The sequence below is a fragment of the Microbacterium resistens genome, assembly GCF_031456305.1.
Classification (GTDB): domain Bacteria; phylum Actinomycetota; class Actinomycetes; order Actinomycetales; family Microbacteriaceae; genus Microbacterium; species Microbacterium resistens_A.
Map to the genome: position 1 here is coordinate 121856 of NZ_JAVDUM010000002.1, position 25974 is coordinate 147829.

The 25974-nt window shown below is 69.9% G+C and carries 28 protein-coding genes; 15 read left to right on the plus strand and 13 right to left on the minus strand.

Features of this window, described 5'->3' with window-relative positions; translation table 11 throughout:
• The 4 genes from J2Y69_RS02625 to J2Y69_RS02640 form a co-directional block, all read right to left on the minus strand.
• On the minus strand, positions 1-537 hold the full coding sequence (locus tag J2Y69_RS02625; protein WP_310017244.1) for a hypothetical protein: 537 nt from the start codon (positions 535-537) through the stop codon (positions 1-3).
• Positions 538-558: 21 nt separating this feature from the next.
• On the minus strand, positions 559-1728 hold the full coding sequence (locus J2Y69_RS02630) for a DUF4349 domain-containing protein (RefSeq protein ID WP_310017246.1): 1170 nt from the start codon (positions 1726-1728) through the stop codon (positions 559-561).
• Complete coding sequence (locus J2Y69_RS02635; RefSeq protein WP_310017247.1) at positions 1725-2282, minus strand: RNA polymerase sigma factor; 558 nt, start codon at positions 2280-2282, stop codon at positions 1725-1727. Before J2Y69_RS02635 ends, J2Y69_RS02630 begins: the two co-directional genes overlap by 4 nt.
• Positions 2283-2380: 98 nt before the next feature.
• Positions 2381-2992: a TIGR00645 family protein gene (locus J2Y69_RS02640; RefSeq protein ID WP_310017249.1), complete on the minus strand. Its 612-nt coding sequence runs from the start codon at positions 2990-2992 to the stop codon at positions 2381-2383.
• Positions 2993-3183: 191 nt separating this feature from the next.
• On the opposite strand from J2Y69_RS02640, the gene J2Y69_RS02645 reads away from it, so the two are divergent.
• The 7 genes from J2Y69_RS02645 (at position 3184) to J2Y69_RS02675 (ending at position 10716) form a co-directional block, all read left to right on the plus strand.
• On the plus strand, positions 3184-4182 hold the full coding sequence (locus J2Y69_RS02645; RefSeq protein WP_310017250.1) for a TerC family protein: 999 nt from the start codon (positions 3184-3186) through the stop codon (positions 4180-4182).
• A gap of 153 nt (positions 4183-4335) precedes the next feature.
• A complete protein-coding gene (leuC, locus tag J2Y69_RS02650; protein WP_310017252.1) occupies positions 4336-5781 on the plus strand; it encodes a 3-isopropylmalate dehydratase large subunit in 1446 nt (481 codons plus the stop codon).
• A 1-nt stretch (position 5782) separates the two neighbouring features.
• The gene (leuD, locus tag J2Y69_RS02655) at positions 5783-6379 is read left to right on the plus strand and encodes a 3-isopropylmalate dehydratase small subunit (protein ID WP_310017254.1); all 597 of its coding nucleotides are present in this window, start codon (positions 5783-5785) and stop codon (positions 6377-6379) included.
• Positions 6380-6457: 78 nt separating this feature from the next.
• Positions 6458-7825, plus strand: a complete 1368-nt coding sequence (gene murA / locus J2Y69_RS02660) for a UDP-N-acetylglucosamine 1-carboxyvinyltransferase (protein WP_310017256.1) — start codon at positions 6458-6460, stop codon at positions 7823-7825.
• Between the two features lie 3 nt (positions 7826-7828).
• Complete coding sequence (locus J2Y69_RS02665) at positions 7829-8584, plus strand: lysophospholipid acyltransferase family protein (RefSeq protein WP_310017258.1); 756 nt, start codon at positions 7829-7831, stop codon at positions 8582-8584.
• Positions 8574-9719, plus strand: a complete 1146-nt coding sequence (locus J2Y69_RS02670) for an NAD(P)H-dependent glycerol-3-phosphate dehydrogenase (protein WP_310017261.1) — start codon at positions 8574-8576, stop codon at positions 9717-9719. The genes J2Y69_RS02665 and J2Y69_RS02670 overlap by 11 nt, the downstream gene beginning before the upstream one ends.
• On the plus strand, positions 9625-10716 hold the full coding sequence (locus J2Y69_RS02675; protein ID WP_310017264.1) for a D-alanine--D-alanine ligase family protein: 1092 nt from the start codon (positions 9625-9627) through the stop codon (positions 10714-10716). Before J2Y69_RS02670 ends, J2Y69_RS02675 begins: the two co-directional genes overlap by 95 nt.
• A gap of 157 nt (positions 10717-10873) precedes the next feature.
• On the opposite strand, the gene J2Y69_RS02680 is transcribed toward J2Y69_RS02675, so the two are convergent.
• The gene (locus J2Y69_RS02680; RefSeq protein WP_310017266.1) at positions 10874-11380 is read right to left on the minus strand and encodes a DUF3515 family protein; all 507 of its coding nucleotides are present in this window, start codon (positions 11378-11380) and stop codon (positions 10874-10876) included.
• Positions 11381-11404: 24 nt separating this feature from the next.
• Between J2Y69_RS02680 and thiL the strand changes: the two genes are divergently transcribed.
• Positions 11405-12403 (plus strand): thiamine-phosphate kinase, encoded by a 999-nt coding sequence (thiL, locus tag J2Y69_RS02685; RefSeq protein WP_310017268.1) that lies wholly within the window; start codon positions 11405-11407, stop codon positions 12401-12403.
• Positions 12404-12654: 251 nt separating this feature from the next.
• On the opposite strand, the gene rsmD is transcribed toward thiL, so the two are convergent.
• Positions 12655-13218: a 16S rRNA (guanine(966)-N(2))-methyltransferase RsmD gene (gene rsmD, locus J2Y69_RS02690; RefSeq protein ID WP_310017270.1), complete on the minus strand. Its 564-nt coding sequence runs from the start codon at positions 13216-13218 to the stop codon at positions 12655-12657.
• 174 nt (positions 13219-13392) lie between these two features.
• Between rsmD and J2Y69_RS02695 the strand changes: the two genes are divergently transcribed.
• The 6 genes from J2Y69_RS02695 (at position 13393) to mutM (ending at position 18620) form a co-directional block, all read left to right on the plus strand.
• Positions 13393-15570 carry an ATP-dependent DNA helicase RecG gene (locus J2Y69_RS02695; protein ID WP_310017271.1) on the plus strand — a complete coding sequence of 726 codons (2178 nt, stop codon included), beginning with the start codon at positions 13393-13395 and terminating at the stop codon, positions 15568-15570.
• A gap of 73 nt (positions 15571-15643) precedes the next feature.
• Positions 15644-16141 carry a pantetheine-phosphate adenylyltransferase gene (gene coaD, locus J2Y69_RS02700; RefSeq protein WP_310017273.1) on the plus strand — a complete coding sequence of 166 codons (498 nt, stop codon included), beginning with the start codon at positions 15644-15646 and terminating at the stop codon, positions 16139-16141.
• A 121-nt stretch (positions 16142-16262) separates the two neighbouring features.
• Entirely contained in the window at positions 16263-16757 is a 495-nt protein-coding gene (locus J2Y69_RS02705; RefSeq protein WP_310017762.1) for a YceD family protein, read from the plus strand.
• Positions 16758-16759: 2 nt separating this feature from the next.
• Positions 16760-16969: a 50S ribosomal protein L32 gene (rpmF, locus tag J2Y69_RS02710; protein ID WP_019179169.1), complete on the plus strand. Its 210-nt coding sequence runs from the start codon at positions 16760-16762 to the stop codon at positions 16967-16969.
• Positions 16970-16985: 16 nt separating this feature from the next.
• Positions 16986-17678, plus strand: coding sequence for a ribonuclease III (gene rnc, locus J2Y69_RS02715; RefSeq protein ID WP_310017286.1), 693 nt, complete (start codon positions 16986-16988; stop codon positions 17676-17678).
• Positions 17679-17708: 30 nt separating this feature from the next.
• Positions 17709-18620, plus strand: coding sequence for a bifunctional DNA-formamidopyrimidine glycosylase/DNA-(apurinic or apyrimidinic site) lyase (gene mutM / locus J2Y69_RS02720; RefSeq protein WP_310017289.1), 912 nt, complete (start codon positions 17709-17711; stop codon positions 18618-18620).
• Between the two features lie 9 nt (positions 18621-18629).
• Here mutM and J2Y69_RS02725 read toward each other — a convergent pair whose 3' ends face one another.
• Entirely contained in the window at positions 18630-19655 is a 1026-nt protein-coding gene (locus J2Y69_RS02725) for a hypothetical protein (protein ID WP_310017291.1), read from the minus strand.
• Between the two features lie 89 nt (positions 19656-19744).
• Here J2Y69_RS02725 and J2Y69_RS02730 point away from each other — a divergent pair, with 89 nt between their 5' ends.
• Positions 19745-20164: a MepB family protein gene (locus J2Y69_RS02730; protein WP_310017292.1), complete on the plus strand. Its 420-nt coding sequence runs from the start codon at positions 19745-19747 to the stop codon at positions 20162-20164.
• An 11-nt stretch (positions 20165-20175) separates the two neighbouring features.
• Here J2Y69_RS02730 and J2Y69_RS02735 read toward each other — a convergent pair whose 3' ends face one another.
• From J2Y69_RS02735 to J2Y69_RS02760, 6 genes are all read right to left on the minus strand, one after another.
• Positions 20176-21492 (minus strand): FtsX-like permease family protein, encoded by a 1317-nt coding sequence (locus J2Y69_RS02735; RefSeq protein ID WP_310017294.1) that lies wholly within the window; start codon positions 21490-21492, stop codon positions 20176-20178.
• On the minus strand, positions 21489-22184 hold the full coding sequence (locus J2Y69_RS02740; protein ID WP_310017297.1) for an ABC transporter ATP-binding protein: 696 nt from the start codon (positions 22182-22184) through the stop codon (positions 21489-21491). Before J2Y69_RS02740 ends, J2Y69_RS02735 begins: the two co-directional genes overlap by 4 nt.
• Positions 22185-22284: 100 nt before the next feature.
• On the minus strand, positions 22285-23424 hold the full coding sequence (locus tag J2Y69_RS02745; protein WP_310017299.1) for a GNAT family N-acetyltransferase: 1140 nt from the start codon (positions 23422-23424) through the stop codon (positions 22285-22287).
• The gene (locus tag J2Y69_RS02750; protein ID WP_310017301.1) at positions 23421-24554 is read right to left on the minus strand and encodes a GNAT family N-acetyltransferase; all 1134 of its coding nucleotides are present in this window, start codon (positions 24552-24554) and stop codon (positions 23421-23423) included. The genes J2Y69_RS02745 and J2Y69_RS02750 overlap by 4 nt, the downstream gene beginning before the upstream one ends.
• Positions 24551-25666, minus strand: a complete 1116-nt coding sequence (locus tag J2Y69_RS02755; protein WP_310017302.1) for a GNAT family N-acetyltransferase — start codon at positions 25664-25666, stop codon at positions 24551-24553. The genes J2Y69_RS02750 and J2Y69_RS02755 overlap by 4 nt, the downstream gene beginning before the upstream one ends.
• A gap of 11 nt (positions 25667-25677) precedes the next feature.
• Positions 25678-25956, minus strand: coding sequence for a hypothetical protein (locus J2Y69_RS02760; protein WP_310017303.1), 279 nt, complete (start codon positions 25954-25956; stop codon positions 25678-25680).
• Between the last annotated feature and the right edge of the window lie 18 nt (positions 25957-25974).

Below are 25974 nucleotides of genomic sequence, written 5' to 3' on the forward strand. Positions count from 1 at the left end.
TTACGCGAGCGGATACCCTCGCGCCCGCCGATGCGGCTTCCCGAGGAGCGTCATCGACAGCGCGAGGGCGGCAAGCCCGATCGACGTGAAGGGGATCGCGATAATCAGGAACACCGCTGCCGCCGCAGGGAGGGAGAGGGCGAACGCGATGAATCGGCTCTGTGGCCAGGCTGCCAGCGCCGCCAGACCGGCGACGACGCAGGCGAGGACGAACAGGACCCACGGAGGCGCGAGCGGTGCTCGTTCATCGACCATCTGGTACCAGGCGTCGATCGCGAGACCGTTGAGGACGATCGCCATTGCCCCGCAGCCGAGCGTGCAGAGCGACGCGGCGACCGTGGTGCGATGAGCGAGGAACGCCGGCGCTGCCGCCGCGAAGGACAACAGCGGTCCGATCGTGGTCAGCAGCAACCGGCCCATCAGGACGGCGTCGCCCTGCGCGGAAAGGAGGAACGCTCCGGCGATCCCCGCGCCGAGAGCAGTCGCCGCGAGGCCGATCGGAGCCGGTTCACGGCGGCGGGCGGCGATCCCTTCCATGCCGCCCACCGTAGACGATGCTCAGGACTCGTCTGCGGAACTCGCACGACGGGGACGCCGGCGGATGCGGACGAGACGGACGATGCCCCAGACGACGAGGCCGAGGAGAAGGGCGATGCCGAGCCAGGGGAGGACGAAGCCGGCGGCGACCACGAGCGCGTTCAGGGAGACGATGAAGCCCGTCCAGCCCGCACTCAGGCCGTCACCGAACCCGGCGGGGTCGGCTGCCGCCGGCGCGGTGCGCGAGAGCGTCACCTGCAGCGAGGACATCGAGATCTGCGACTCCAGATCGGTGAGCTGCTGCTGGTAGGACTCCAGCTGGGCCTGCCGGTCGGTCAGCGCCACCTCCGCCTCGAGCAGCTCGGAGACGGATCCGGCATTCGCCATCAGTGCGGTCAGCCGCTCCACGGAGGCCGTGGACGAGGCGATCCTGGCGCGGAGGTCGACGGCGGCGGCCGTCACGTCGCTCTTGCCGATCGAGGACGACTCGACCTTCCCGTAGTCCCCGAGCGCGGCCATCACCTCGGTGAGGTCCGCGGAGGGGACCCGCAGGCTGATCCAGCCGTTGTCCTCGGGAGTCGGGGCGGAGCCGGGGGCAGTATCGGGGAGGAGCGCGCCGGTCTTCGGGTCGGTCGTTCCCACGGTCACGCTCTCGACGTACCCTCCGTGCGTCTCGGCGAGCGCGGTCAGCGCATCCGCGGCCTTCCGGACGTCGTCGACGCGGACGGTCGCGTTGCCGGTCGTGACGACCTCGCGGGGTGTCGAGGACCGGACGCCGGAACTGGTGCCGGTGTCGGCCTTCGCCCCGCTGGCGCTATCGGCAGCCTGCCCGCTCACGCTTTCGGACAGGGCTCCGCCTTCTGCTACTGCATCGGCGGGCTGCGGGACCGTTGCGGACGTGAAGGACCCGGACTCGCCCATGCCGTTCAGGACTGCCGGCGTCACGAGCACCCCGGCGGCGAAGGCCGCCGCCACCCCGCCGGCGGTGAGCCAGCGACGTCGGCGAGCACGGGACCTCGCGGACGTTCGGACGGTCGAGGCGGTGCGTTCGTCCGCGATGCGTGCGAACACGGCGTCCTCGACGCGATCGACGGCCTCGTCGGAGAACTCGGGGAGGTCGGGGAGGTCGGGCAGCTCGGGGTGGTCGGGCTCGGCGGCGTTCCGGGGAGCGTCGGGGTTCTGGGTGTTCATGCGGGCTCCGTTTCGGTCACAGCGCCGCGCAGGCGGGTGCGCACGCGGGAGAGACGGTTGCGGACGACGCCGTGGGCGATGCCGAGCTCCTCGGCGGCGGCCTGATAGGCGTATCCCTCGGCGGCGCAGAGGCGGAAGATCTCGCGGTCCAGATCGCTCATGCCCGAGAGCTCGCGGGCGATCCGCTCGGCGAGCTCCGCGCTGATCACCTGCTGCTCCACGTCGATGGTGCCGGGGAGGGTCTCATCGACCGCGCCGCCCTCGTGCGCGCGGTCGCGCAGGCGGCGTCGCAGCCGGTTCGCGGCCTGGAACCGGCAGATCGTCGCGAGCCACGGCAGCAGCGACTCCCCGGCCAGCACGAGGCCGGGGAGCTTCCGCCACGCCGTGACGAAGGTCTCCTGCACCACGTCCTCGGCATCCGCGGCGCTGCCGAGGATGCCGTGCGCGATCCAGTAGACGGGGCGCGCGTACGCGCGGTACAGGCTGCGGAAAGCGTGCTCGCTTCCCTCGGCCGCTCGTGCGACCAGCGTCGCATCATCCTGCTCGTGCGCCATCCCCGCTCCGTTCGGTGTCTCTCACCGGGTAAGTGTCGCGTGTGGGGGAATCGTCTCAGATCCGCTCGTACACGGCGAGGCTCGCGGGGCGGGCGCTCTCAGTGGGCGGTCTGCTCGGCCGCCGTCTTGGCCGGCGTGTGCTGCGCCATCCGGTCGATCCAGGCGAGAGCGAGCGCCGAGAGGATGAACACCATGTGGATGGTCACCTGCCAGAACACGCCGGTCGGGGTGTACTGGGAGGTCCCCTCCGGGCTCATCGCCCCCACCTCGATGAAGGTCTTCAGCAGGTGGATGGAGGAGATGCCGATGATGGCCATCGCGAGCTTGACCTTGAGCACGTTGGCGTTCACATGCGAGAGCCATTCCGGCTGGTCGGGATGGCCGTCCACGTTGATGCGGGAGACGAAGGTTTCGTAGCCGCCGATGATCACCATGATCAGCAGGTTGGCGATCATGACGACGTCGATGAGACCGAGGACGGCGAGCATGACCTGCGCCTCGTTGAGCCCGTGGCCCGAGAAGACGTTCTCGATGAGGTGCCAGAGCTCCACCATGAACACCCAGACGTAGATCAGCTGGGCGGCGATCAGACCGACGTAGAGGGGAGCCTGCAACCAGCGGCTGACGAAGATGAGCGAGGATATGCCCTTCGCCCAGGGGTTGCGTGCGGGGGTCTCCAGGGGCGTCGGCAGGTCCGTGGTCTCGTTCACGACGAACATTTCATCACGACGAGCCTATGGACGTACTGCGGTCCGATATGCTGACAGGGCGAGAGGGAGTATCCCGTCATCGCGCGTTCGTCATCACGGAGCCGCATCGAGGTTCCCGGGCGCGTACCGCGTTCCCACGCGGGGGAGAGACTTTCGGCCCTGACCGACCTCTCGAAAGGTTCACCACGCCTGTGGAAATCCCCGTCTGGTTCGAGATCACCTCGCTGGTGGTGCTCACCCTCATCCTTCTCGGCGACCTGCTGCTGATCCTCAAGCGCCCGCACATCCCGTCGACGAAGGAGTCCGCCCTCTGGGTCGTCTTCTACGTCACGCTCGCGCTCGTGTTCGCCGGGATCCTCTTCCTCCTCGGCGACACCAAGGATGCGGTCGACTTCGTCACCGGGTGGGCGATGGAGTACAGCCTCTCGATCGACAATCTCTTCGTCTTCGTGCTGATCATGGCGCAGTTCTCCGTACCTCGGCGCTATCAGCAGGAGGTGCTGATGGTGGGGATCATCATCGCGCTGGTCCTGCGCGCGATCTTCATCCTCGTCGTCGGCGCGGCCGTCGAGCACCTGAGCCCGATCTTCTACATCTTTGGTGCTTTCCTGGTCTTCACGGCGATCCGCCAGGCGCTGCCGGAGAAGCACGACGACGATGCGCAGACGGAGAACTTCATCATCCGGATGCTGCGCCGGGGCATCGACATCAGCGACGACTACGACGGTGCCAAGCTCCGCACGGTCGTGAACGGCAAGAGGATCTGGACGCCGATGCTGATCGTCTTCGTGTCGATCGGCGTCACCGACCTCATGTTCGCGGTCGACTCGATCCCGGCGATCTACGGCGTCACGCAGAACCCGTTCATCGTGTTCACCGCCAACCTGTTCGCCTTGATGGGTCTGCGTCAGCTCTACTTCCTCCTGGGCGACCTGCTGGAGAAGCTGAGGTACCTGCACTACGGCGTCGCCTTCATCCTCGCCTTCATCGGCGTGAAGCTGATCCTGCACGCGATGCACGAGAACGAGCTGCCGTTCATCAACGGCGGACACCCGATCGAGTGGGCGCCCGACATCAACAACTGGGTGTCGCTCGGGGTCATCTTCGCCTCGATGGCGGTCGCGACCGTCGCGAGCCTCATCGCCTCGTCGCGTGAGAAGAAGCGCGAGCCCTCGACGCTCTCGGAGTGACGCGGTCACCACCGCCTGCATGCCGGTGTAAACTGACCGGCATGCAGGCGGTGGTGCTTCTCCTTAGCAGCCGCGACGAGACCTCGATCATCTAGGCCTTCCTCGTCGCGGAGTCTCGTTCTGGCCGCACGCCGAACCCAGGAGAAATGCGACATGACCACTGAAGCGACCGCGCCGTCACGACCCCGCACCCTCGCGGAGAAGGTCTGGGACGACCATCTCGTCGTGAAGGGCGAGGACGGCGAGCCCGACCTCATCTACATCGACCTCCACCTGGTCCACGAGGTCACGAGTCCTCAGGCGTTCGACGGCCTCCGCGCCGAGGGGCGACCCCTGCGTCGCCTCGATCTCACGATCGCCACCGAGGACCACAACACCCCGACGCTGGAGATCGACAAGCCGATAGCCGACCTCACCAGCCGCACGCAGATCGAGACGCTGCGTCGCAACGCCGCCGAGTTCGGGGTCCGGCTGCACTCCCTGGGCGACGCCGAGCAGGGGATCGTCCACGTCGTCGGCCCGCAGCTGGGCCTCACGATGCCGGGGATCACGGTGGTCTGCGGTGACTCGCACACCTCCACCCACGGTGCCTTCGGCGCTATGGCCTTCGGCATCGGTACCAGCGAGGTCGAGCACGTCATGGCCACCCAGACGCTGCCGCTGAAGCCCTTCAAGACCATGGCGATCAACGTCGACGGGACCCTTCGCCCCGGAGTGACGGCGAAGGACATCATCCTCGCCGTGATCGCGAAGATCGGCACCGGAGGCGGACAGGGCTACGTCCTGGAGTATCGCGGCAGCGCGATCCGCGCCCTCTCGATGGAGGGGCGGATGACGATCTGCAACATGTCGATCGAGGCGGGGGCCCGTGCCGGCATGGTCGCTCCCGACGAGACGACCTTCGCGTACCTGGAGGGACGCCCGCACGCCCCGGAGGGGCAGGACTGGGAGGACGCGGTCGCCTACTGGCGGACCCTTCCCACGGACGACGGCGCCGTCTTCGACGCCGAGGTCTTCGTCGACGCCGACCAGTTGGAGCCGTTCGTGACCTGGGGGACGAACCCGGGGCAGGGCAGCTCCCTCTCCTCCGCGGTCCCCGATCCCGCGGCCATCGCCGACCCGAACGAGCGGGCGGCGGCCGAGCGGGCGCTGGAGTACATGGACCTCGCGCCGGGCACGCCGCTGAAGGACGTCAGGGTCGACGCGGTCTTCATGGGATCCTGCACGAACAGCAGGATCGAGGACCTCCGCGCCTTCGCCTCGATCGTCAAGGGGAAGAAGAAGGCCGACGGTGTGCGCGTCATGGTCGTCCCCGGGTCCGCGCGCGTCCGCCTCGAGGCCGAGGCCGAAGGGCTGGACAAGGTCTTCACCGACTTCGGTGCCGAGTGGCGGTTCGCCGGATGCTCGATGTGCCTCGGCATGAACCCCGATCAGCTGGCGCCGGGGGAGCGATGCGCGTCCACGTCCAACCGCAACTTCGAGGGACGCCAGGGCAAGGGCGGACGGACGCACCTGGTCTCGCCGCTGGTCGCCGCCGCGACCGCCGTCCGTGGGACGCTGTCCAGTCCCGCCGATCTCGAGACCGAGGGGAGCAACTGACATGGAGAAGTTCGTCACGCACACCGGGGTCGCAGCCCCGCTCACCCGCTCGAACGTCGACACGGACCAGATCATCCCCGCCGTCTTCCTGAAGCGCGTGACCAAGACCGGCTTCGAGGACGCCCTGTTCCACGGCTGGCGCCAGGACCCGGGGTTCGTGCTCAACCAGGAGCCGTTCCGGAACGCCTCCGTCCTTGTCGCGGGACCCGACTTCGGCACGGGCTCCAGCCGTGAGCACGCCGTCTGGGCGCTGCGGGACTACGGTTTCCGTGTGGTCCTGAGCCCGCGCTTCGCCGACATCTTCCGAGGCAACTCCGGCAAGCAGGGCCTTCTCGCCGCCACCGTCGATGAGGCGGACATCGAGCGGATCTGGGCGCTGATCGACGAGGATCCCGGCCGCACGATCACCGTCGACCTCGAGGCCCGCACCGCCGTGATCGGCGACTTCCAGACCTCCATCGGGATCGACGATTACACTAGATGGCGGCTCCTCGAAGGGCTCGATGACATCGGGCTCACGCTGCGCAACGAAGACAAGATCGCGCAGTTCGAGGCCCGCCGCGAGTCGTGGCGGCCACGCACACTCCCCGCTCGCTGAGCGGGGGCAGCGTGGGCCGGGGGCATCCGCCCCGGCGGCTCCGGCCGTGGTCCGTCTGAGGAAGAAGAGGCCCAGCGAATGACGACACCCCTCCGCGACACCATCCCCGCAGGCGGCGGGTCTCCGCTCACCGGCGACGTCCTGGCCATCCGGGGAGGGCGGCCGCTGCGAGGGCGAGTGGACGTGAAGGGCGCGAAGAACCTCGCCACCAAGGCGATGGTGGCCTCCATCCTCGGCGAGACCACCAGCATCCTGCGCGACGTTCCCGTCATCAGCGACGTGGCGGTCGTCCGGTCGCTGCTGGAGGTCCACGGCGTGCGGGTCTCCGAGGGCGACGAGCCGGGCTCCCTCGTCCTGGACCCGAGCGAGGTGGAGTCCGCCCACTTCGAGGAGATCGACGCCCACGCCGGCGCCTCCCGCATCCCGATCCTCTTCTGCGGCCCGCTGCTGCACCGCCTCGGACAGGCCTTCATCCCCGACCTCGGCGGCTGCCGCATCGGCGACCGCCCGATCGACTTCCACCTCGACGCCCTGCGCAAGTTCGGCGCGGTCGTGGAGAAGCTGCCCAGCGGCATCCGTCTCTCGGCGCCCAACGGGCTCCGCGGCGCGAACATCCACCTGCCCTACCCGAGCGTCGGCGCCACCGAGCAGGTCCTGCTCAGCGCCGTCCGCGCCCAGGGCACGACGGAGCTGCGCAACGCCGCCATCGAGCCCGAGATCATGGACCTGATCGCGCTGCTCCAGAAGATGGGCGCGATCATCTCCTACGAGCCCAACCGCGTGATCCTCATCGAGGGCGTCGAGACGCTCCGCGGCTACGACCACCGCTCGATCTTCGACCGGAACGAGGCGGCCTCCTGGGCGAGCGCCGCGCTCGCGACCGACGGCGAGATCTTCGTCGGCGGGGCGAAGCAGCAGGAGATGCTGACGTTCCTCAACGTCTTCCGCAAGGCCGGCGGCTGGTTCGACATCCAGGAGGACGGGATCCTCTTCCGCCGCGGCAGCGAGCTGAAGCCCGTGATCGTGGAGACCGACGTGCACCCCGGCTTCATGACCGACTGGCAGCAGCCGCTCATCGTCGCCCTCACCCAGGCGCCCGGCCGTTCGATCGTGCACGAGACGGTGTACGAGAACCGGATGGGCTTCACCGGCGCCCTCGTGAAGATGGGCGCCGATATCGTCGTCCACCCGCACGGCCTCCAGGACGGGCCCCGGCGCGTGCCCCGGCGCGACCTCGAGCAGGCCGCGGTCATCACCGGCCCGACGCCCCTGCACGGCGCGGAGATCGTCGTTCCGGACCTCCGCGGCGGGTACAGCCACGTCATCGCCGCGTTGACGGCCACCGGCGAGTCCACCGTCTCCGGTGTCGACATCCTCAGCCGCGGCTACGAGAAGTTCCTGCTGAAGCTGGACGCCCTCGGCGCGGACTACGACGTCATCGGCTGAACCATGGCCAGAGCCTCGCAGGAGAAGACGCGACCGAGCCTGTTCTGGCTGCTCGCGATCTTCGTGGTCCCGTTCATCTCCTTCGCGGCGAAGCTGGAGATCCGGGGCAAGGAGCGGCTGCCCGAGAAGGGCGCGTTCGTCCTCGCGCCCAACCACTACTCGGAGCTGGACCCGCTCGTGGTCGCCGTCGCCGTATGGAGGCTGGGCCGCGCGCCGCGCTTCATGGCGAAGGAGAGCCTGTTCCGCATCCCGGTGCTGGGATGGGCGCTGCGCAGGACCGGGATGATCCCGGTGGCGCGGAGCTCCTCCGCCTCGGCCGCGAAGCAGACCCTGATCCAGTCCACGGCGCTTGTCGAGCACGGCCGCGGCGTGATCGTCTACCCGGAGGGGACGCTCACCCGCGACCCCGAGCTCTGGCCGATGCGCGGCAAGTCCGGTGCGGTGCGACTCGCCCTCTCCGGCGACATCCCGCTGATCCCGATGGCGCAGTGGGGCACCCAGAACATCAAGGGCCGCTACGCGAAGGGGCTGAGCCTGTGGCCGCCGCGCAAGCGCGTGCAGGTCCTGATCGGAGAGCCGGTGGACCTGTCCGATCTGCGGGGACGCGCGGGGGAGTCGGCGGCGCTCAGCATCGCCAACGACCGGCTGATGGCCGCGATCACCGCGCTGCTCGAAGAGGCCCGTGGCGAGAAGGCTCCGGCGAAGCGCTGGAACCCGACCGAGCACGGCCAGAAGGAGACCGGACGCCTTGACTCGTAGGACAGCCCTCTCCCGGCGTGAGGCCTCCGGACTCCGCGTCGCGGTGATCGGAGCCGGCAGCTGGGGCACGACCTTCGGCAAGATCCTCGCCGATGGCGGAGCCCAGGTGACGATGTGGGCGAGGCGGCCGGAGCTCGCCCAGGAGATCGCCGAGGCCAAGCGCAACTCCCAGTACCTGCCGGGCATCAACCTGCCGCGCGCGATGACGGCGACGCATCAGCTCGCCCTCGCGCTCGACGGAGCCGAGCAGGTCTACCTCTCCGTGCCGAGCCAGTCGCTGCGCGAGAACCTCAAGGCGCTGCGCCCCCTGCTCGCCGACAGCGAGGCGCCGGTCGTGAGCCTGATGAAGGGCGTGGAACGTCGGACCGGCCTGCGGATGAGCCAGGTGATCGAGCAGGAGCTGCGCTGCGATCCTGACCGCATCGCCGTGGCCTCCGGTCCGAACCTCGCGCTGGAGATCGCCCGGGAGCAGCCGACGGCGGCCGTGATCGCCTCGAACAGCCAGGAGACCGCCGATGCGGTCGCCAGGGCGGCGCGCAACGGCTACTTCCGCAGCTTCGTGAACACCGATGTGATCGGCACGGAGTTCGGCGGGGTCCTGAAGAACCTCATCGCCGTCGCCATCGGCATCGTGGACGGCGTCGGCTACGGGGAGAACACCAAGGCGTCGATCATCACCCGCGGGCTGGTGGAGATGACCGATTTCGCGGTCGCCAACGGCGCCCAGCCCGAGACCCTGCAGGGACTGGCCGGCCTCGGCGACCTGATCGCCACGTGCCAGTCGCCCCTCAGCCGCAACAACACCGCCGGGCGCCTGCTCGGACAGGGATACGGATACCAGGACGTGGTCAAGCAGATGCAGCAGACGGCGGAGGGGCTCGCGTCCCTCGCCCCGGTGCTGCAGCTCGCCCGCGCCGCCGGCGTGGAGATGCCGATCGTCGAGCAGGTCAAGATGGTGCTGGACGGCACCATGGATCCGCGGGACATCGCGCCTCACCTGACCACCGACGACGACACCCCCCAGGGGGAGAGGACCCAGAATGGACAAGCAGGCAGTGGTGGTGCTCTTCGGCGGGCGTTCCAGCGAGCATTCGATCAGTTCCGCCACGGCGGGCGGGGTGCTGCACGCGATTGATCGCGAACGCTATGACGTGATTCCGGTGGGGATCACCCGCGACGGCGCGTTTGTCCTGGAGGACGACGACCCGGCGAAGTTCCCGCTGGACGCCGCCCATCTTCCCGAGGTCGTCGACAACGGAACGCGTGTGCAGTGGCCGGAGCCCGGCGGGGACCGCACGCTGCGGGTCACCCGCGCGGGAGGCGAGGTGGAGTCCCTGGGGCTCGTCGACGCCGTGCTCCCGCTGCTCCACGGCCCCCACGGCGAGGACGGCACCCTCCAGGGCTACTTCGACACGATCGGCCTCCCGTACGCGGGGGGAGGGGTGCTCGACTCGGCGCTGTGCATGGACAAGCACTTCATGAAGATCGCGCTCCAGGCGGCGGGCATCCCCGTCGCGCCCTGGATCACGGTGCGGCAGCGCGACTGGGCCGGCGACCCCGAGGGCATCCGGGCGCGGGTGCTCGCGCTCGGCTCGCCGCTGTTCGTGAAGCCGGCCCGTGCCGGATCCAGCGTCGGCGTCTCCAAGGTCGCCGATCCCGCCGACCCGGCTGAGCTCGACGCGGCGCTCGCGCTGGCCTTCGCCGAGGACGACAAGGTCCTCGTGGAGACCGGGGTGTCCGGGCGGGAGATCGAGGTGGCCGTGCTGGAGGGCGCGGACGGCCCTCGTGCGTCCGTTCCCGGGGAGATCGTCCTCACCGACCGCGGCTTCTACGACTTCGAGGGCAAGTACCTGGGCGGAGACGGCGTGGACGTCGTGTGCCCGGCGGAGCTGACCGACGCCGAGATCGCGACGATCCGCGATGCCGGCGTCCGTGCATTCGAGGCCGTGGACGGCCGCGGGCTGGCGCGGGTGGACATGTTCCTCACGGCCGACGGCGGGATCGTGGTGAACGAGCTGAACACGATGCCCGGCTTCACGCCGATCTCGATGTTCCCCAAGTGCTGGATCGCCTCAGGCCTGTCCTACCGCGACCTCATCACCGAGCTCATCGAGGCGGGCCTGCGCCGCTGACCCGCCCCTCTCGACGCTTCTCCCCGCCGAGACTGCAGTTGCGTCTCGAGACTGCGCGATTTTTGCGCTGTCTCGGAACGCAGTTGCAGTCTCGCGGTTGAGGCCGTGCGGGACGGGCAGGCCGTGCGGACCGCGCCGGGGCGGGGTCCGGGGCGCCTCAGGGGGTCGGCTGAGCGGTGGGGTTCGTGTCCGGCGCCGTGCACCGCGCATCGACCGGGAGGGTCGCGAGCTTCGGACCCAGCGCGTCGAGCACGCTGTCGGGGCTGATCGCGGTGGAGTTCACGTTCACCTGCACCGCCGGTGTGCGCCCGTAGGACGTGATCCGCAGCCAGGGCGCGTCGGTCGGATCCACCAGCCAGTCGACGTTCTGGAAGGTCACGCACTGCAGAGTGCTGGGTCCGGGCGGCTCCAGCCCGCAGGTCACGGTGACCGACACCGGGTCCCCCCAGGCGCCGGTCGCCTGCGCATCGGTCCAGCGGCGCTCCTGAGCCGGTCCCACCGAGTTCTCGAAGGCGGAGGGGAGACGCACCGACACCTCCGCGCAGAGCGGGTCGTTCGCGTCCGCCGCGGGCTTGAGAGGAACGGCCGCCGCGGAGCAGCCGGCAGCACCGAAGACCCCCGCCACGACGAGGACGGCGGTCGTGAGACGGCGGAGGCGACGCATGTAGTCCAGGCTACCTTTGAGATCATGCCCGACAACGCAGAGCCGTCCTCCCCGCGCATCGGCGACGTCTCGGAGGGGGAGCTGCTGCGCGCGATCCTGACGCGGACTCCTGCGGCACAGCATGCACTGCTCGGCCCCGGGGACGACGCCGCGGTGATCGCTGCTCCGTCCGGATCGGTCGTCGCCACCACGGACACGCTCGTGCACGGCCCCGACTTCCGACTCGCCTGGTCCAGCGGCTACGACCTGGGGTGGAAGTCGGCGGCGGTGAACCTCGCCGATGTCGCGGCGATGGGCGCACGACCCACCGCACTGCTGGTCGCGCTCGCGATCCCTAGGGAGATGCCGGTCTCCTTCGTGGAGCAGCTCGCAGACGGCCTGCGCGATGCGTGCGCGGCCCTCGCTCCAGGCTGCGCCGTGGTCGGCGGGGATCTGACCGTGTCGGATGTCCTCACGATCGCGGTGACCGCTCTCGGCGACCTCGAAGGCCGTGCACCCGTCCGACGATCGGGCGCGCGGGTCGGCGACGTCGTCGCGGTCGCGGGGGAGCTGGGTGCCGCGGCCGCCGGGCTCGCGGTGCTGTTCGGCCGATTCCGGCGCGACGGGGAGCCGGTTCCGGTGGATCCTTCGGCGCTCGGGGAGGGGGAGAGCGCGCTGCTCGGCGCACAGCTGCGTCCTGCTCCGCCGATCGGTCTGGGCCCGCTCGCCGCGGTGGCCGGCGCGACGGCGATGATGGACGTGTCGGACGGCCTCGCCCTCGACGCGGGACGCCTTGCCGGAGCCTCCGGGGTGACGCTTGCCCTCCGGCGCGACGCGCTCGGGACGGATCCCGGCCGCGCCCTCGCCGGCGGCGAGGACCACGCTCTGCTCGCGACCTTCCCGCCCGACATCCTGCCCTCAGGGTTCCGGGTGATCGGCCTCGTCGTCCCCACGATCGCGGATGCTCCCGTCACGGTCGACGGCGAGCCGGTCGGCGCCCTCGGCTGGGACCCCTATCGCGACTGGGACTCCGTCACGGGGTGACCGTCCGTCACGGCGTGGCAGTTGTCGCGGGTTGCCACGGTTCCGGTCGCAGAAAAGGCCGCCTCCGGACGGTTTGGACGGCACTTTTTGCGACCGGAACGAGAGTCGCGACGGGAGCGAGAGTCGCGACCGGAACGAGAGTTGCGACGGGAACGAGAGTCGCGACCGGAACGAGAGTCGCGACGGGAGCGAGAGCGGCGACCGGAGCGAGAGCCGCGACGGGAACGAGGGCCGCGACGGTCCGGGAGCGCTCAGCGGGGGCGAGCCCACCAGAGCGTGGTGTCGCCGTAGACGCGGTCGCGGATCGGTTCAAGGCCCGCCGCGTCCAGATCGGGCGGCGAGGAGCGACGGGCGCGCTCGATGACGACGACCGCATCCGGGCTCAGCAGCGGTGCGAGCGCCACGAGGTCGGCGGTCATCTCCGCGTCCGCAAGGTCGTACGGCGGATCCGAGAAGACCAGGTCGTACGGACCGGTCGCCCGCGCGAGGAACGGACGGACGGCGCTCTCGTGTACGCGGACCGCGGCCCCGTCGCCGAGGGCCTTGCCGATCCGGCCGGCATTGCGGCGGATGATCGTCGCGGCCGCCCGGCCCTTCTCGACGAGGTCAGCGCTTCTGGCCCCCCGGCTGAGGGACTCCAGACCGAGCGCACCGGAGCCGGCGTAGAGATCGAGGACGCGGGCGCCGTCGATCGCGTCGGATGAGGTCAGCGCTGCGAAGAGGGACTCGCGCACCCGGTCGCTCGTCGGGCGGGTGCCGGTCCCGGGGACGTCGAGACGCATGCCCCCGGCGACTCCGGCGATGATTCTCGTCACCCGAACACCCTATTCGGTCACCGGAGGCCGCCGAACGGTCACCGGAGGTCACCGAACGGTCACCGGAGGTCACTGGGCGGTCACCGACGTGGTCGGCGGTCCGCGCAACCGGCCAGAGCGTCGGCCGGTGGACAGCCGCAGGAGGATGTCGATGCGCGACTCTAGACTCGGAGCATGTCCCTGACCCTGGAGACGCGCCTGGACGGCGCACTCGGCAGCGCCAATGCGAAGGCGCTCGAGAAGGCGTTCGGGATGACGACGGTGGCCGATCTGCTCTCGCACTATCCGCGACGCTACGCCAGTCGCGGGGAGCTCACCCCGATCCTCGATCTCCCGGTCGGCGAGACCGTCACGATCGTCGCCGAGGTCATGTCGGTCTCGGTCCGCGACATGAAGGCGCGGCGCGGGGCGATGATGGAGGTCACGATCGGCGACGGGGTCGGCCGGATGTCGCTGACCTTCTTCGGCAAGCACCGTGGGCAGCTGGAGTGGCGCGAGAAGGAGCTCCGACTCGGGCGCCGTGGCGTGTTCTCGGGGAAGGTCGGGCGGTACAAGGGCGTGACCCAGTTCGCCCATCCGCAGTACGAGCTCTTCGATGACGAGGGGGAGGCCCGCAGCAAGGCGGACACCGTGGTGACCCGCCCGATCCCGATCTATCCGGCGACCGCGGCGGTGGCGACCTGGCAGATTGAGAAGCTCGTGGCGATCGCGCTGGACGATCTCGACACCGTGCCAGAGCCGCTGCCGGACGACCTCCGACACGAGGAACGGCTGCTCGATGCGCGGACGGCGCTCGAACGCGTGCACCGTCCCGAGACCAAGGACCAGATCGGCCCGGCGATCCGCACCCTGCGCATGCACGAGGCGCTCACGCTGCAGACGGCGCTGCTCGAACAGCGCCTGCAGGTCCGCGGCCTGTCCGCGACCAGTCGTGCGTCGAGACCCGGCGGGCTCCTCGAGCGCTTCGATGCCGGGCTGCCGTTCTCGCTGACGCCGGACCAGGAGACGGTCGGGGCCACGATCGCGGCGGACCTCGTCGGGGAATCGCCCATGAACCGGCTCGTGCAGGGAGAGGTCGGCTCGGGCAAGACGCTGGTCGCCCTCCGAGCGATGCTCCAGGTCGCCGAGTCCGGGGGGCAGGCGGCGCTGATCGCGCCCACCGAGGTGCTCGCCGGGCAGCACCTCCGCTCGATCACGAAGATGCTCGGACCGAAGCTCGCCCCGGAGGTGATGCCGACGCTCCTCACCGGGCAGATGTCGGCACCGGAGCGGCGGAAGGCCGCGCTGCGGGTCGCCTCGGGACAGTCGCTCATCGTCGTCGGCACCCATGCGCTGCTGGGGGCGAAGACGACCTTCGCGGACCTCGGGCTCGTCGTCGTCGACGAGCAGCACCGGTTCGGCGTCGAGCAGCGGGAGGCGCTGCGGGCGAAGGGATCGAGCCCGCACGCGCTGGTGCTCACCGCGACGCCGATCCCGCGGACCGTGGCCATGACGGTGTTCGGCGACCTCGACACCTCGGTGATCCGCAGCATGCCGGCGGGACGCGCCGGGATCGAGACGTTCGTCGCCCCGCTGGCCGATCATCCCGGCTGGTTCCCGCGGGTGTGGGAGCGGGCGGCGGAGGAGGTCGCCCAGGGGCGGCAGGTGTTCGCGGTATGCGCGGCGATCGACGTCGACAGGAACACGACGGAGGCGGATCAGGAGGCCGTGGAGGTCGAGGGCGAGGCGCCGACGGGGCCGCGCTGGGGCGTGGTCCAGCTCCTCGCGGCGCTGGCGAGTCATCCGAGGATCGGCGCGCTGCGTGTCGCCGGGCTGCACGGGCGCATGGGGGCCGAGGAGAAGGACGCCGTGATGCAGTCCTTCGCCCGCGGCGAGATCGATGTGCTCGTGGCGACGACCGTGATCGAGGTCGGCGTCGACGTGCCCAACGCCTCGACGATGATCGTCCTCGACGCCGATCGGTTCGGCGTCTCGCAGCTTCATCAGCTGCGAGGGCGCGTCGGTCGAGGGGGAGTCCCCGGACTCTGCCTGCTCGTGACGGAGGCCGAGCAGGGGACACCGGCGCGCGAGCGGGTCGACGCCGTCGCCGGAACCCTCGACGGGTTCGTCCTGGCGGAGATCGATCTCGATCTCCGGGGGGAGGGCGACGTGCTCGGCGCCCGGCAGTCGGGGGTCCGCTCCTCGCTGAAGCTGTTGCGCGTGGTGAAGGATGCCGAGCTGATCGTGCAGGCCAGGGAGGTCGCCGAGAGGATCCTCGCCGAGGATCCGGGGCTCCAGGCGCATCCCGGCCTCCGTCAGGCCATCGATCGACGGCTCAGCGAAGAGGACAGGGCTGCGCTCTCGAAGAGCTGACTCGGGCGGACATGCGGGCGCACGGGATCCGGGTCTTGGACGAAACCCGGAGCGCCGCCGCTAGGCTGGAGGAATGAGCAGCCGGATCGCCGTCGTCCCGGGTTCCTTCGATCCGCCCACACTGGGCCATCTCGACGTCATCCGTCGGGCGTCCGCCCTCTACGACGAGCTGCACGTGCTGGTGGTGCACAACCCCGACAAGCAGGCGATGCTCCCGGTCGCGCAGCGGTTGGCCCTCCTGGAGGAGTCCATCGCCGAGGTCGGCGTGTCGGGAAACGTGATCGTCGGCTCCTGGAGCATGGGCCTGCTCGTCGACTACGCACGCGATGTGAACGCGGGTGTCCTGGTCAAGGGGCTCCGCTCGCAGGTGGACGTCGCCTACGAGTCGCCGATGGCGATCGTGAACCGCCACCTCGCCGGCATCGAGACGGTGTTCCTGCTTCCCGACCCCGCGAACGCCCTCGTGTCCAGCTCGCTGGTGCGACAGGTCGCGGCGCTCGGCGGCGACGTGTCCCCGTTCGTCCCCGCGCCGGTCTCGCGTTTCCTGGACACCGGCGCCCGCGGTCTCTGAGCGGCCCCGTCACGGTCCGCGGTCCTGCACAGGCCCCGGCCGGTAGACTGAGGGGGTGAAGACCCGATTCAACGGACCGTTCGTCATCCCGGTCCGCGACATCACCCGGCACCCCGGCGAGATGCGCGAGCACGAGATCGTCGTGGACCTGAAGGATCGATGGGGCGAAGGGCTCGTGTCCGTCGAGGCGGGCACCGAGGTCGTCGTCGACGTCCGTCTGGAGTCGGTCCATGAGGGCATCCTCGCCTCTGGAACGGTCGACTCGACCTACCGTGGCGAGTGCGGACGATGCCTCAATCCCATCGAGGCGCCTGTCGAAGTCGAGTTTCAGGAGCTTTTCGCCTATCCTGGTGAGGAAGCGAACGACTTCGAGGTTCAAGACGACCACGTGGATCTTGAAACTCTGGTCAGGGATGCGGTCGTGTTGTCGCTCCCGTTTCAGCCGGTGTGCCAGCCGGATTGCCCCGGTCTCGATCCTGAGACCGGCGAGCGGCTGGCCAGGAGCACCGGAACGGAGAAAACCGCTCCCATCGATTCACGATGGAGCGCGCTCCAGCAGATCACAGACCAAGGGGGCGCGGCAGACCGCGCGCCCGAGAACACAGAAGGTAAGTAGCCATGGCTGGTAACCCCCCGAAGCGCAAGGTCTCCCGTTCGAACACCCGCTCGCGTCGCGCGCAGTGGAAGGCGGAGGCCCCCACGCTCGTCAAGACCATCGAGAACGGCAAGGTCGTCTACAGCCGGCCGCACCAGGCCAAGGTCGTCACCGACTCGCAGGGCACGGAGCTCTTCCTCGAGTACAAGGGCCGCAAGGTCGCCGACGTCTGATCCGACGCAGGCGATCGTGACAGAGGTCCCTCGGGGGACGAGGCCTCTTGCAGAGACTCTGGGTGTCGACATCGCCCCGGAGCTGCTGGAGCTGGCTCTGACGCATCGCTCGTACGCGTACGAGCACGGCGGCATCCCGCACAACGAGCGTCTCGAGTTCCTCGGTGATTCCGTGCTGGGGCAGGCTGTGACGGTCATGCTCTTCACCACCCTTCCCGACCTCGACGAGGGCGCGCTCGCGAAGCGGCGCGCCAGCGTCGTCTCGACGACGGCTCTCGCGGAGGTCGCGAGGACCATCGGCCTGGGGCAGCACCTGCTCCTCGGCAGGGGTGAGGAACAGACCGGCGGTCGCGACAAGGACTCGATCCTTGCCGACACGATGGAAGCGGTCATCGGAGCGACCTATCTCTCGGCAGGGTCCGAGGCGGCCACCGAGATGGTCCTCCGTCTCACAGAGCCGCTTCTCGCCGACCCTGAGCGGTACGGCGCTGCGATGGACCCGAAGACGAGCCTGCAGGAGCTTGCGGCGCGCCTCGGCACCACGCCACCGCGGTACTCCGTGGACTCGACCGGGCCGGATCACGATCGCCTCTTCACCGCGACGGTCGTCGTCGGCGAGGTCAGCACGACCGGTGAGGGAACCAGCAAGAAGGCCGCCGAGATGGCCGCGGCACTGCGCGCCTGGCAGGTGCTCGGCGGTCGGGATTGACGGACCTGCGACGGTCGCGGGAGGTTCGTGATGCCTGAGCTCCCCGAAGTCGAGGTCGTCCGAGCGGGCCTCGCCCCGGCACTGGCCGGTGCTCGTGTGACGTCCGTCAGCGTCCTCGACGAGCGTGCGCTCACCCGGCATGCGGGCGGGGCGGCGGATTTCGTCGCACGGCTCGAAGGCGCGGGCATCGCGGCCGTCGCGCGACGCGGGAAATTCCTCTGGATGCCGCTCGCGGACCGGACGGATGCGGTCGTGGGGCATCTCGGCATGAGCGGGCAGATGCTCTTGCGCCGGCCGGACGCCAACCCGGAGCGACACGAACGGATCAGGGTCTTCGTCGAGCACCCTGTGCACGGCGAGCTGGCGGTCGTGTTCGCCGATCAGCGGACGTTCGGCTCCCTCGCCGTCGACGGACTGGTCGCGACGCCGGACGCACGGCCGGCCGGGTGGGGCACGGAGGATCCGTTGATCCCCACGCAGGTCGCGCACATCGCACGGGATCCGCTGGACCCGGCCTTCGATGACGATGCCCTTCGTGCAGCGCTCCGAAAGCGGGGGAGCGCGATCAAGCGTGTGCTCCTCGATCAGGGCCTGGTCAGCGGGATCGGCAACATCTATGCCGACGAGTCGCTGTGGGCGGCACGGATCCATCCCGAGACGTCCGCGAGTGCGCTCTCGACGGTCGCGGTGAACCGGCTCCTGGCTGAAGTCCGCACCGTTCTGCACAAGGCGTTGGCCGAGGGCGGGACCAGCTTCGACGCGCAGTACGTGAACGTCAACGGCCAGGCCGGCTACTTCGCGCACTCGCTCAATGCCTACGGTCAGCAGGGCAAGCCGTGCCCGCGCTGCGGCACCGAGGTCGTGCGCGAGGCGTTCATGAACCGCTCGTCGCACCTTTGCCCGAACTGTCAGCGTCCGCCCGCAGGGCTCCCGAAACGCTGAGGCGCGCGCCTATCGATCGGCGCTCGCCGGGCGTACGGCAACACGCGTCTCGACGTCGTCGGACAGCACCAGCCACGCCTCGGAAATGTGCGACGGAAGCGCGGTGTCGACCGGTGAGGCCAACACCGTGAAGTCGGCCTCGGTGCGGACCGCGACCTGGATCCGCGTGTCCGAGATCCATACATAGGCGATCCTCGCGCGCATGTCGGGGTCGAGGCGCGAGAGCAGGAGACGCGCGTCTTCTCCGTCGGAGTCGCCGAGGCGAACCAGGTCGCTCGCGAACGTCGGCGTCATGTCGTCCCCGAGAGCCATGCCGGCGACCACCGCCTGCGCGCGGGAGACGTCGGCTTCGTGCCGCAGCGTGGCGGTGACCCCCGAGTCCTCTTGAGCGCGGATGCCGGTCAGCGGCACCGAGGCACTGAGCGTCTCCCATAGCCGCACGGCGGCGGCCATCGCGGTGGCGTCACCGGTCACGGCGACCTCGCCCCCTTCGCTGCGGACGGACAACTGCCACGGCCGGTCCGTTGCGACATCCTCCAGCCTGGCAGGCAGATTGCGCGCGAGCCGGATCGCCTCTTCGGCGGTCGTCGTCCCCACCGAGACCGAGACCTCTGCGATGACGGCCGACATCACGCTCATGTCGGTGCGCAGGGCGAGCAGCAGCCGCACATGGTCGTCATCGGTCTGTTCGTCGCCGGTCACGACCATCTCAAGGCCGCGGACGACGAGCGACACACGGCCACGCATCCGTCCGACGTGCTCGCGGGTGTAGCTGCCGACGCGAGCCGCGAGCTCCGTGAACTCCGCGTCGGTGACGGCCTCGCGCACTATGACGTCGCCGCTCACGCCGCCGGTGAACGGCTGGTTATCGTGGCTCGTGAGCTCCATCGACTCGATCGACGACTCGTCGGCGAACTCCCGCTGGAACGCCGCAGACTCCCCGTCTCCCGTGCACGCGGAGAGCAGCAGGCCGAGGCTCAGCACTGATGCCGCGAAGACGGCGTGCACGCCGCGGACACGCCTGCCGCACGTCATTGGGCAATCCTAGCGATCGGAGCGGTCAGACTCCGCGCGCGCGGGACACGTAAGCTGCGCTGGTGGAGTTCTCGGCTTTTGAACGGTACGTGAGGCTGGGAGGCCTCGATGCGACGGTCGAAGGGCCATGGCTCGAGGAGCAGAGCGGCGCCTACGAGTCCGGTCTCGTGCGGATCGGCTCCGAATCATGGCGGCTGCGCACGGCACGGGTGACACCGAAGAAGCCCGGCGCCTTCGTCGCCGTCTGGACGCGTGATCCGCTCGGCGGGACGCGGCCTTTCGCAACGGACGACCAGACGGCCGGGCTTCTCGTGTTCGTTCAGGACGATCAGCGGTTCGGGGTCTTCCGCTTCACCACCTCCCATCTCGATGCGCTGGGGGTGACCCGGTCCGCCTCCTCCCCGGGGAAACGCGGCTTCCGCGTCTACCCGTCCTGGAGCGTCGGCCTGAACCCCCAGGCCGAGCGCACCAGGAGGGCGCAGTCCGTCGCGTTCGTCTCACTCACCTGAGCGGCGCGCGCTCAGCCCGCGAACTCGCGGGCGAGGATCGGGCGGGTGAGGCGTGTGACTATCCAGACCAGCCCGATGCCTGTGGCGAGGACCGCGGCGATGGTCAGCAGCGACAGCGGCGCCAGGATCAGGGCCATCCCGAGCAGCGGGAAGATCAGCAGACCGGCGCAGATCGCCGAGCCCAGAGCCGTCACCAGCAGGGGGGACATGATCGCTCGGCGCCGGGCGCCGTCCACCGTCTCCATCGGCATCCCGAGGAAGTGCAGGCTCCTGTTCAGCTCCCGCTGATCCAGGATCGCGGATGCCTGGTTCACCCCGACGGAGGCTGCGACCATGAGGAACGAGGCGACCAGGGTGATGATGAGTCCCGTGCGCATGTCGGCGACCAGCTGGATCTGCTCGGGGTTGATGTCCGATGAGGCGGCGTCCGCCATGAGCGCCACGCCGGTTCCTGCGAACACCGCCATGAAGCTGGCCATCGAGATCCCGCTCACCTGACGCCACGCGGCCTTGGGGGAGTCCAGGACGATCCGTGCCGACAGCAGCCGGTCCGGACGCTCGGCGCGACGGAGCTGACTCCGTGCGACCACCTTGAGCATCCAGGGCCCTACGAGGTTCAGCATCGCCAGGGCGAATGCGAAGGCGCCGACCAGGATGACGAAGACGATGATCCCGCCGACCTGGGCGAACTGCTGCGACACGATGATGCCCGCGGCCATCACCACGACGAGGACCACGGCACGGATCCAGTGCGCGGGGGAGGCCTGCGCCCGCATGCGCACGCCCAAGGGGGAGATCACCACACGGCGCAGTCCGACGACGGCGCTGAGTGCGGCGAGCAGGACCACGCCGCCGAGGACGGCGAGGATCTGCCATGCCGGAAGGATGACGGCAGCGACCCCCAGGGGCTGACCACGGAACGGGATGAGGCCGATCAGCGGTGTCATCGCGAAGTAGCAGAGCATGCCGGCGAGCGCGCCGAGCGCGGCCACCAGCGCGGACTCGACGACGGTCGCGATCGTGACGCCGCCGGGGGTCACACCAAGGAGGCGCAGCGTCGACAGCCTCTCGTCCCTGCGCCGGGCGGAGAGCCGGGCAGCGGCCCCGCCGAGCCCGAGGAGCGGGACGATCAGCAGCACGAGTGCGATCGCGGCGAGGACCACGTAGATGGGCGCGAGGTCGTCCTGCCACGTCCAGAACGTCTGCGCACCGCCGAGCACGGTCAGGACGAGAGCGGTGACGACGCCGAACGCGACGATCGGTAGCGCGACGACGCCGGACTGCCCGCGAACGGGGCGGAGGAGGATGGTGAGGACCTGGCGGTTCATGCGGACACCCCGGCGGAGAGCACTCGGCCATCGCGCACGGCGACCGTGCGGGTGCAACGTGCGGCGACGTCGGCGTCATGGGTCACGACGACGAGCGTGCGCCCCTGGCCGGTCGTCGACCAGAGCAGCGCGTCCATGACCTCGGACGAGGTCTGGGAGTCCAGTGCGCCGGTCGGCTCGTCGGCGAACACCACCTGTGCGCCGGTCACCTGCGCGCGGGCGATCGCGACGCGCTGGGCCTGGCCCCCGGAGAGCTCACCGATCCGACGCTCCTCGTATCCGGCCAGGCCGAGGGAGGCCAGCCACCCTGCCGCGTGCTGGAGGGCGTCGCGACGGGCGACGCCGTTGATCATGAGGGCGAGGGCGACGTTCTCGATCGCCGTGAGCTCAGGGATGAGCAGCCCCTGCTGGAAGACGAATCCGAACGCCTCCCGACGCAGCTTCGAGCGAGCCGTCTCCCGGAGGGCGGTGATCTCGGCCGTCGCCCCTCCCGGTGGCGTGAACAGCACCTGCCCGGCGTCAGGGGTCGTGATCCCGGCGAGGACGTGTAGGAGCGTCGTCTTGCCGGAGCCGGACGCCCCCATGATCGCGACCGACTCGCCGGCGCGGACCGACAGGTCGACGCCGGCGAGGGCCGTGGTGGGACCGAAGGACTTGGTGAGGGAGTGGGCATCGAGCACGGGAGCGTTCATGCTTCCAGCCTCGTGAGATGCCGGGCCCGCGTCGTCGGTCCAGAGGGTGAGATGCGGCCACGGACGTCATCCCCGCGGATGACGAGCCCGCGGCCGTGCCTCAGGCGCCCGCCGGCTTCTGCCAGGCCGCGGCGTAGGACGCGGGGGCGAAGCCGATCGCCTCGTTGATGTCGAGCATCGGGCGGTTCTCCTCGGCGTTGAAGGTCGACACGACCGGGGAGTCGGGCACGAGCTCTCGCCAGCGCAGCAGGTTCGCGCATTTGACGATCGTCCCGAGCCGATGCCCGCGATGCTCGGCGTGCACCAGCGTCCCGTACTGGTGGGTGACGCGGGTGCGATCGGCCCCGACCACGAGCTCGTTGTACGCGGCGAGCACGCCGCTGGGCTCATGGATCACTGCGGCCACCGAGACGAGCTGTCCCGCCTCGGCGAAATGGCGCTCCCGGCGCTCGACACGGGCCGCGTCCCATCGCTCCTCGTCGATGTCGAGGTCGCCGCTCGGGGCGTCCATCGCCATCCGGGCGAGGATCGCGGCGAAGCCGTCGCGAAGCTCCGGCGGGGTCGGGAGGGTCCAGGAGAGCTGTCGGTAGTCCGGGCCCGCTGCCGTGCACGCCCGTTCCAGCATCTCCGTGAGGGGTGCCGCGTCCGCGCGCAGATCGAACTCGCTGTTGCGCTCGACCTGCTCCAGCGCGTAGCCGTGCCGTCCCAGGAACGCGGCCAGCGGCGTCTCGGAGACGCGTCCCCAGCCGGTGCGTGGGGTCAGCGCGTCCATCGCGTCCGCGCCCTCGGCAGGCCGGTGCAGGGTCCACGTCTGCAGACTCGTGCGTGCGCGCCGGCGGCCCTCCTCCTCGGCACGGGCCAGGAGCGCGTCCTCGATGCCCTCGCCCCACTCCTCGGGGGCGACCAGCAGGTCGAACTCGGCGATCGTCGAGCCCTCCTCCTGCGAGATGTAGACGGCCACCATCCCGACGATCACCTTCCCGCGTCTGGCCACGAAACCGAGCGAGAGCATGTCGGTGGTGTCACGCCAGGCGGGGAGCATCTCCTCGGGCGACGGACAGAGCTCCGGGCGACCGGCGTCGTGCTCGCAGATCCGGCGGTTCAGCGCGGCGAAGGCGAGGAAGTCGGCGGCATCCGGCTCGTCGAGTCGTTCCGGCACGACGAGCGACTCGATGCTCAGCGCTGCCCTGGTCTCTGCTGTCCTGGTCCCGTCTGTCCTGGTCCCTGTGGTGGTCGTCATTTCAGGTCCTTTCGCCACGCGCCTTCGTAGGCGACGGCGGTGAATCCGATGCTCTCGTTAATGTCGAGCATCGGTCTGTTCTCTTCGGCGTTGTAGGTGATGATGCGGTCGGACGCGGGATGCCGTTCGCGCAAGGCGAGGAGCCCCGCCGTCTTGACGAGCATTCCCAGCCTGTGTCCGCGGTGGGCGGCGAGGACGAGGGTGTCCTCCTGGTCGGTCATACCATCGGGGCGATCGAGCGGGACGCTCAGCTCGTTGTAGGCGCACAGCTCGCCGGTCACCCGGTGCTGCGCAGCGGTCACGAGCACGGTCCGGCCGGCGTCGAGGTAGCGCTGATCATGCTGGGCGATCCGGGCCTCGTCCCAGACCTCCTCGGGCACATCGAGTGCGGCGCTGGGCGCGTCCGTCGACATCCGAGACTTCATCGCGGCATACCCGTCCACGTGCTCGGGCGGGGTGGGCAGCGACCACTGCACGACGCGGTAGTCCGCGGCACGTTCCTCCGCCTGAGCGCGGAGGAGCCGCAGGCGGTCTTCGACCCCGGCGTCCCACTCCATGATGCTCACCCGTTCGACCTGCTCCAGCGCGAACCCGTGGCGGAGGAGGAACCGTGCCGCATGGTCCTGCGAAATCGTGCCGAATCCCGTCGGAGCATGAAGGGGAGGAGCATCCGACGCCGGATGCTCGATCCACGCCTGCAGCTCATGGATGCCCTCGCGTCGAGCAGCCTCCTCGAGCACGGGGAGGACGGCGCTGCCGATCCCGCGGCCCCAGGTGCGGGCGAGGAGCCAGATCGCACCGTTCGCGGTCCGGCCGTCGCCGTCGAGGGAGACGTTCAGCGTCGCATACCCGACGAGCTCTCCGTCCTGCTCGACGTACCATTGCCGCCGCTGCCGGTACGCATCGTCGTAGAGCAGGGGGAGGAGCTGCTCCGCTGTCATATCCTCGCCGTCCCGTCCGGTGACCTCACGGATCGTCGCATTCCGCACCGCTGCATATGCGCGGATCAGCGGATCCGGAGCGCCGTCCGAAGACTCGGGAAGAGGAAGGGGGCGCAGGACCGCGCCGCCGGGGAGCGCGAACGCCGTGCTCTCAGCCCGGAGGTCGCTCGCGGACGGGTGATCGTTCATGTCAGGTCCTTTCGCCACGCGCCCTCGTAGGAGACGGGGGCGAATCCGAGGGTCTCGTTGATGTCGAGCATCGGTCTGTTCTCCTCGGCGTTGTAGGTGATGGCGCGGGGGCTCGACGGGATCTCGTCCATCCAGCCGAGAAGGCTCGCGCACTTCACGATCAGGCCGAGCCGGTGGCCGCGGTGGGCCGCGAGCACGAGAGTGTCGTCCTGGTGGGTCGAGGCCGTGCGGTCCGGCCCGATGGAGAGCTCTGTGAACGCGCTCAGCTCGCCCGTGCCGGTGTGCTCCGCGGCCGTGACGACGACGTGCCTCCCGCCGTCGAGGTGGGAGCGCTCGAACTCGCGCACGCGTGCGGCGTCCCAGACCTCCTCCAAGGGGGAGAGGCCCGCCGAAGGCGCGTCGGTGGACATCCGGGACTTCATCCAGGCGTACCCGTCGATCCGCTCAGGCGGCGTCGGGAACGTCCAGCGCACGAGCCGGTACTCCTCCGCGTGCGCGCGGGCGTCGGCGAGGAGACGACCGAGGCGTGCGCGGGCGTCCTCGTCGAGGGCGAGCATGCTGATCCGGTCCACCTGCTCCAGCCGGAACCCGCGGCCGCGCAGGAAGCCGGCGATCCGATCGTCCGGCACGCTCCCGTACCCGGTGGGCGCGGCGATCCGCGGACCCGCGGACGCCGGCTGCTCCGCCCACAGCTCAATGGCCGTGCGACCGTGCTCTCGGGCCTGCTGCTCGATCAGCGGGTACACCGCCGACCCGATGCCCTGCCCCCAGACCCGGGGGAGCAGATCGAGGTTCATGGTCGCCGACACGGCGCCCTCCTCCTGCGGGAGGAAGAGGCCGACGCGACCGACCAGCGCGCCATCCTTCTCGACCAGCCAGAGGAGCTTCCGGGTGTCCGCGGTGGAACGGAGGATCGGCAACAGCTCCGCTGGGGTGCGATCGTCCTCGGACCGCCCCGTCACGGCGCGGTAGATCTCGTTCCGCACGGGCGCGAGGGCCTGGAGGTCGGCGGAGCCCGGCCCGTCCGCCCGGTCCGGAAGGACGAGCGGACGGACGCGGACGCCGTCGGGGAGGGACAGCGCGAGGTGCGCCGTCGAGGAGGAGTCCATCATCCGGGGGAGCCTCACAGGATCCGCTGCGGCTGGGCGTATCGCACCCGCTGCAGCTCGTGCTCGGCACGGATCCGGTCGATGGTGTCGTAGTGCGCCTGACTCCGGGCGGCGTCCTGCGCCTTCTGGGTGCGCAGTAGCACGCGCAGCGCGAGGCGCAGCGTGACGCGATCGGCGAGCGAGAGCCGATGGAGCTCGTCCTCGCGGGGGAACTCGATGGACAGGTGGTCGCGCCCCGTCGTGGTGGGAGGGGCGTGCTTCGACGTCTGCGAAGCGGTGAGCGTGGTGTTCACGGTGACTCTTTCATCAGA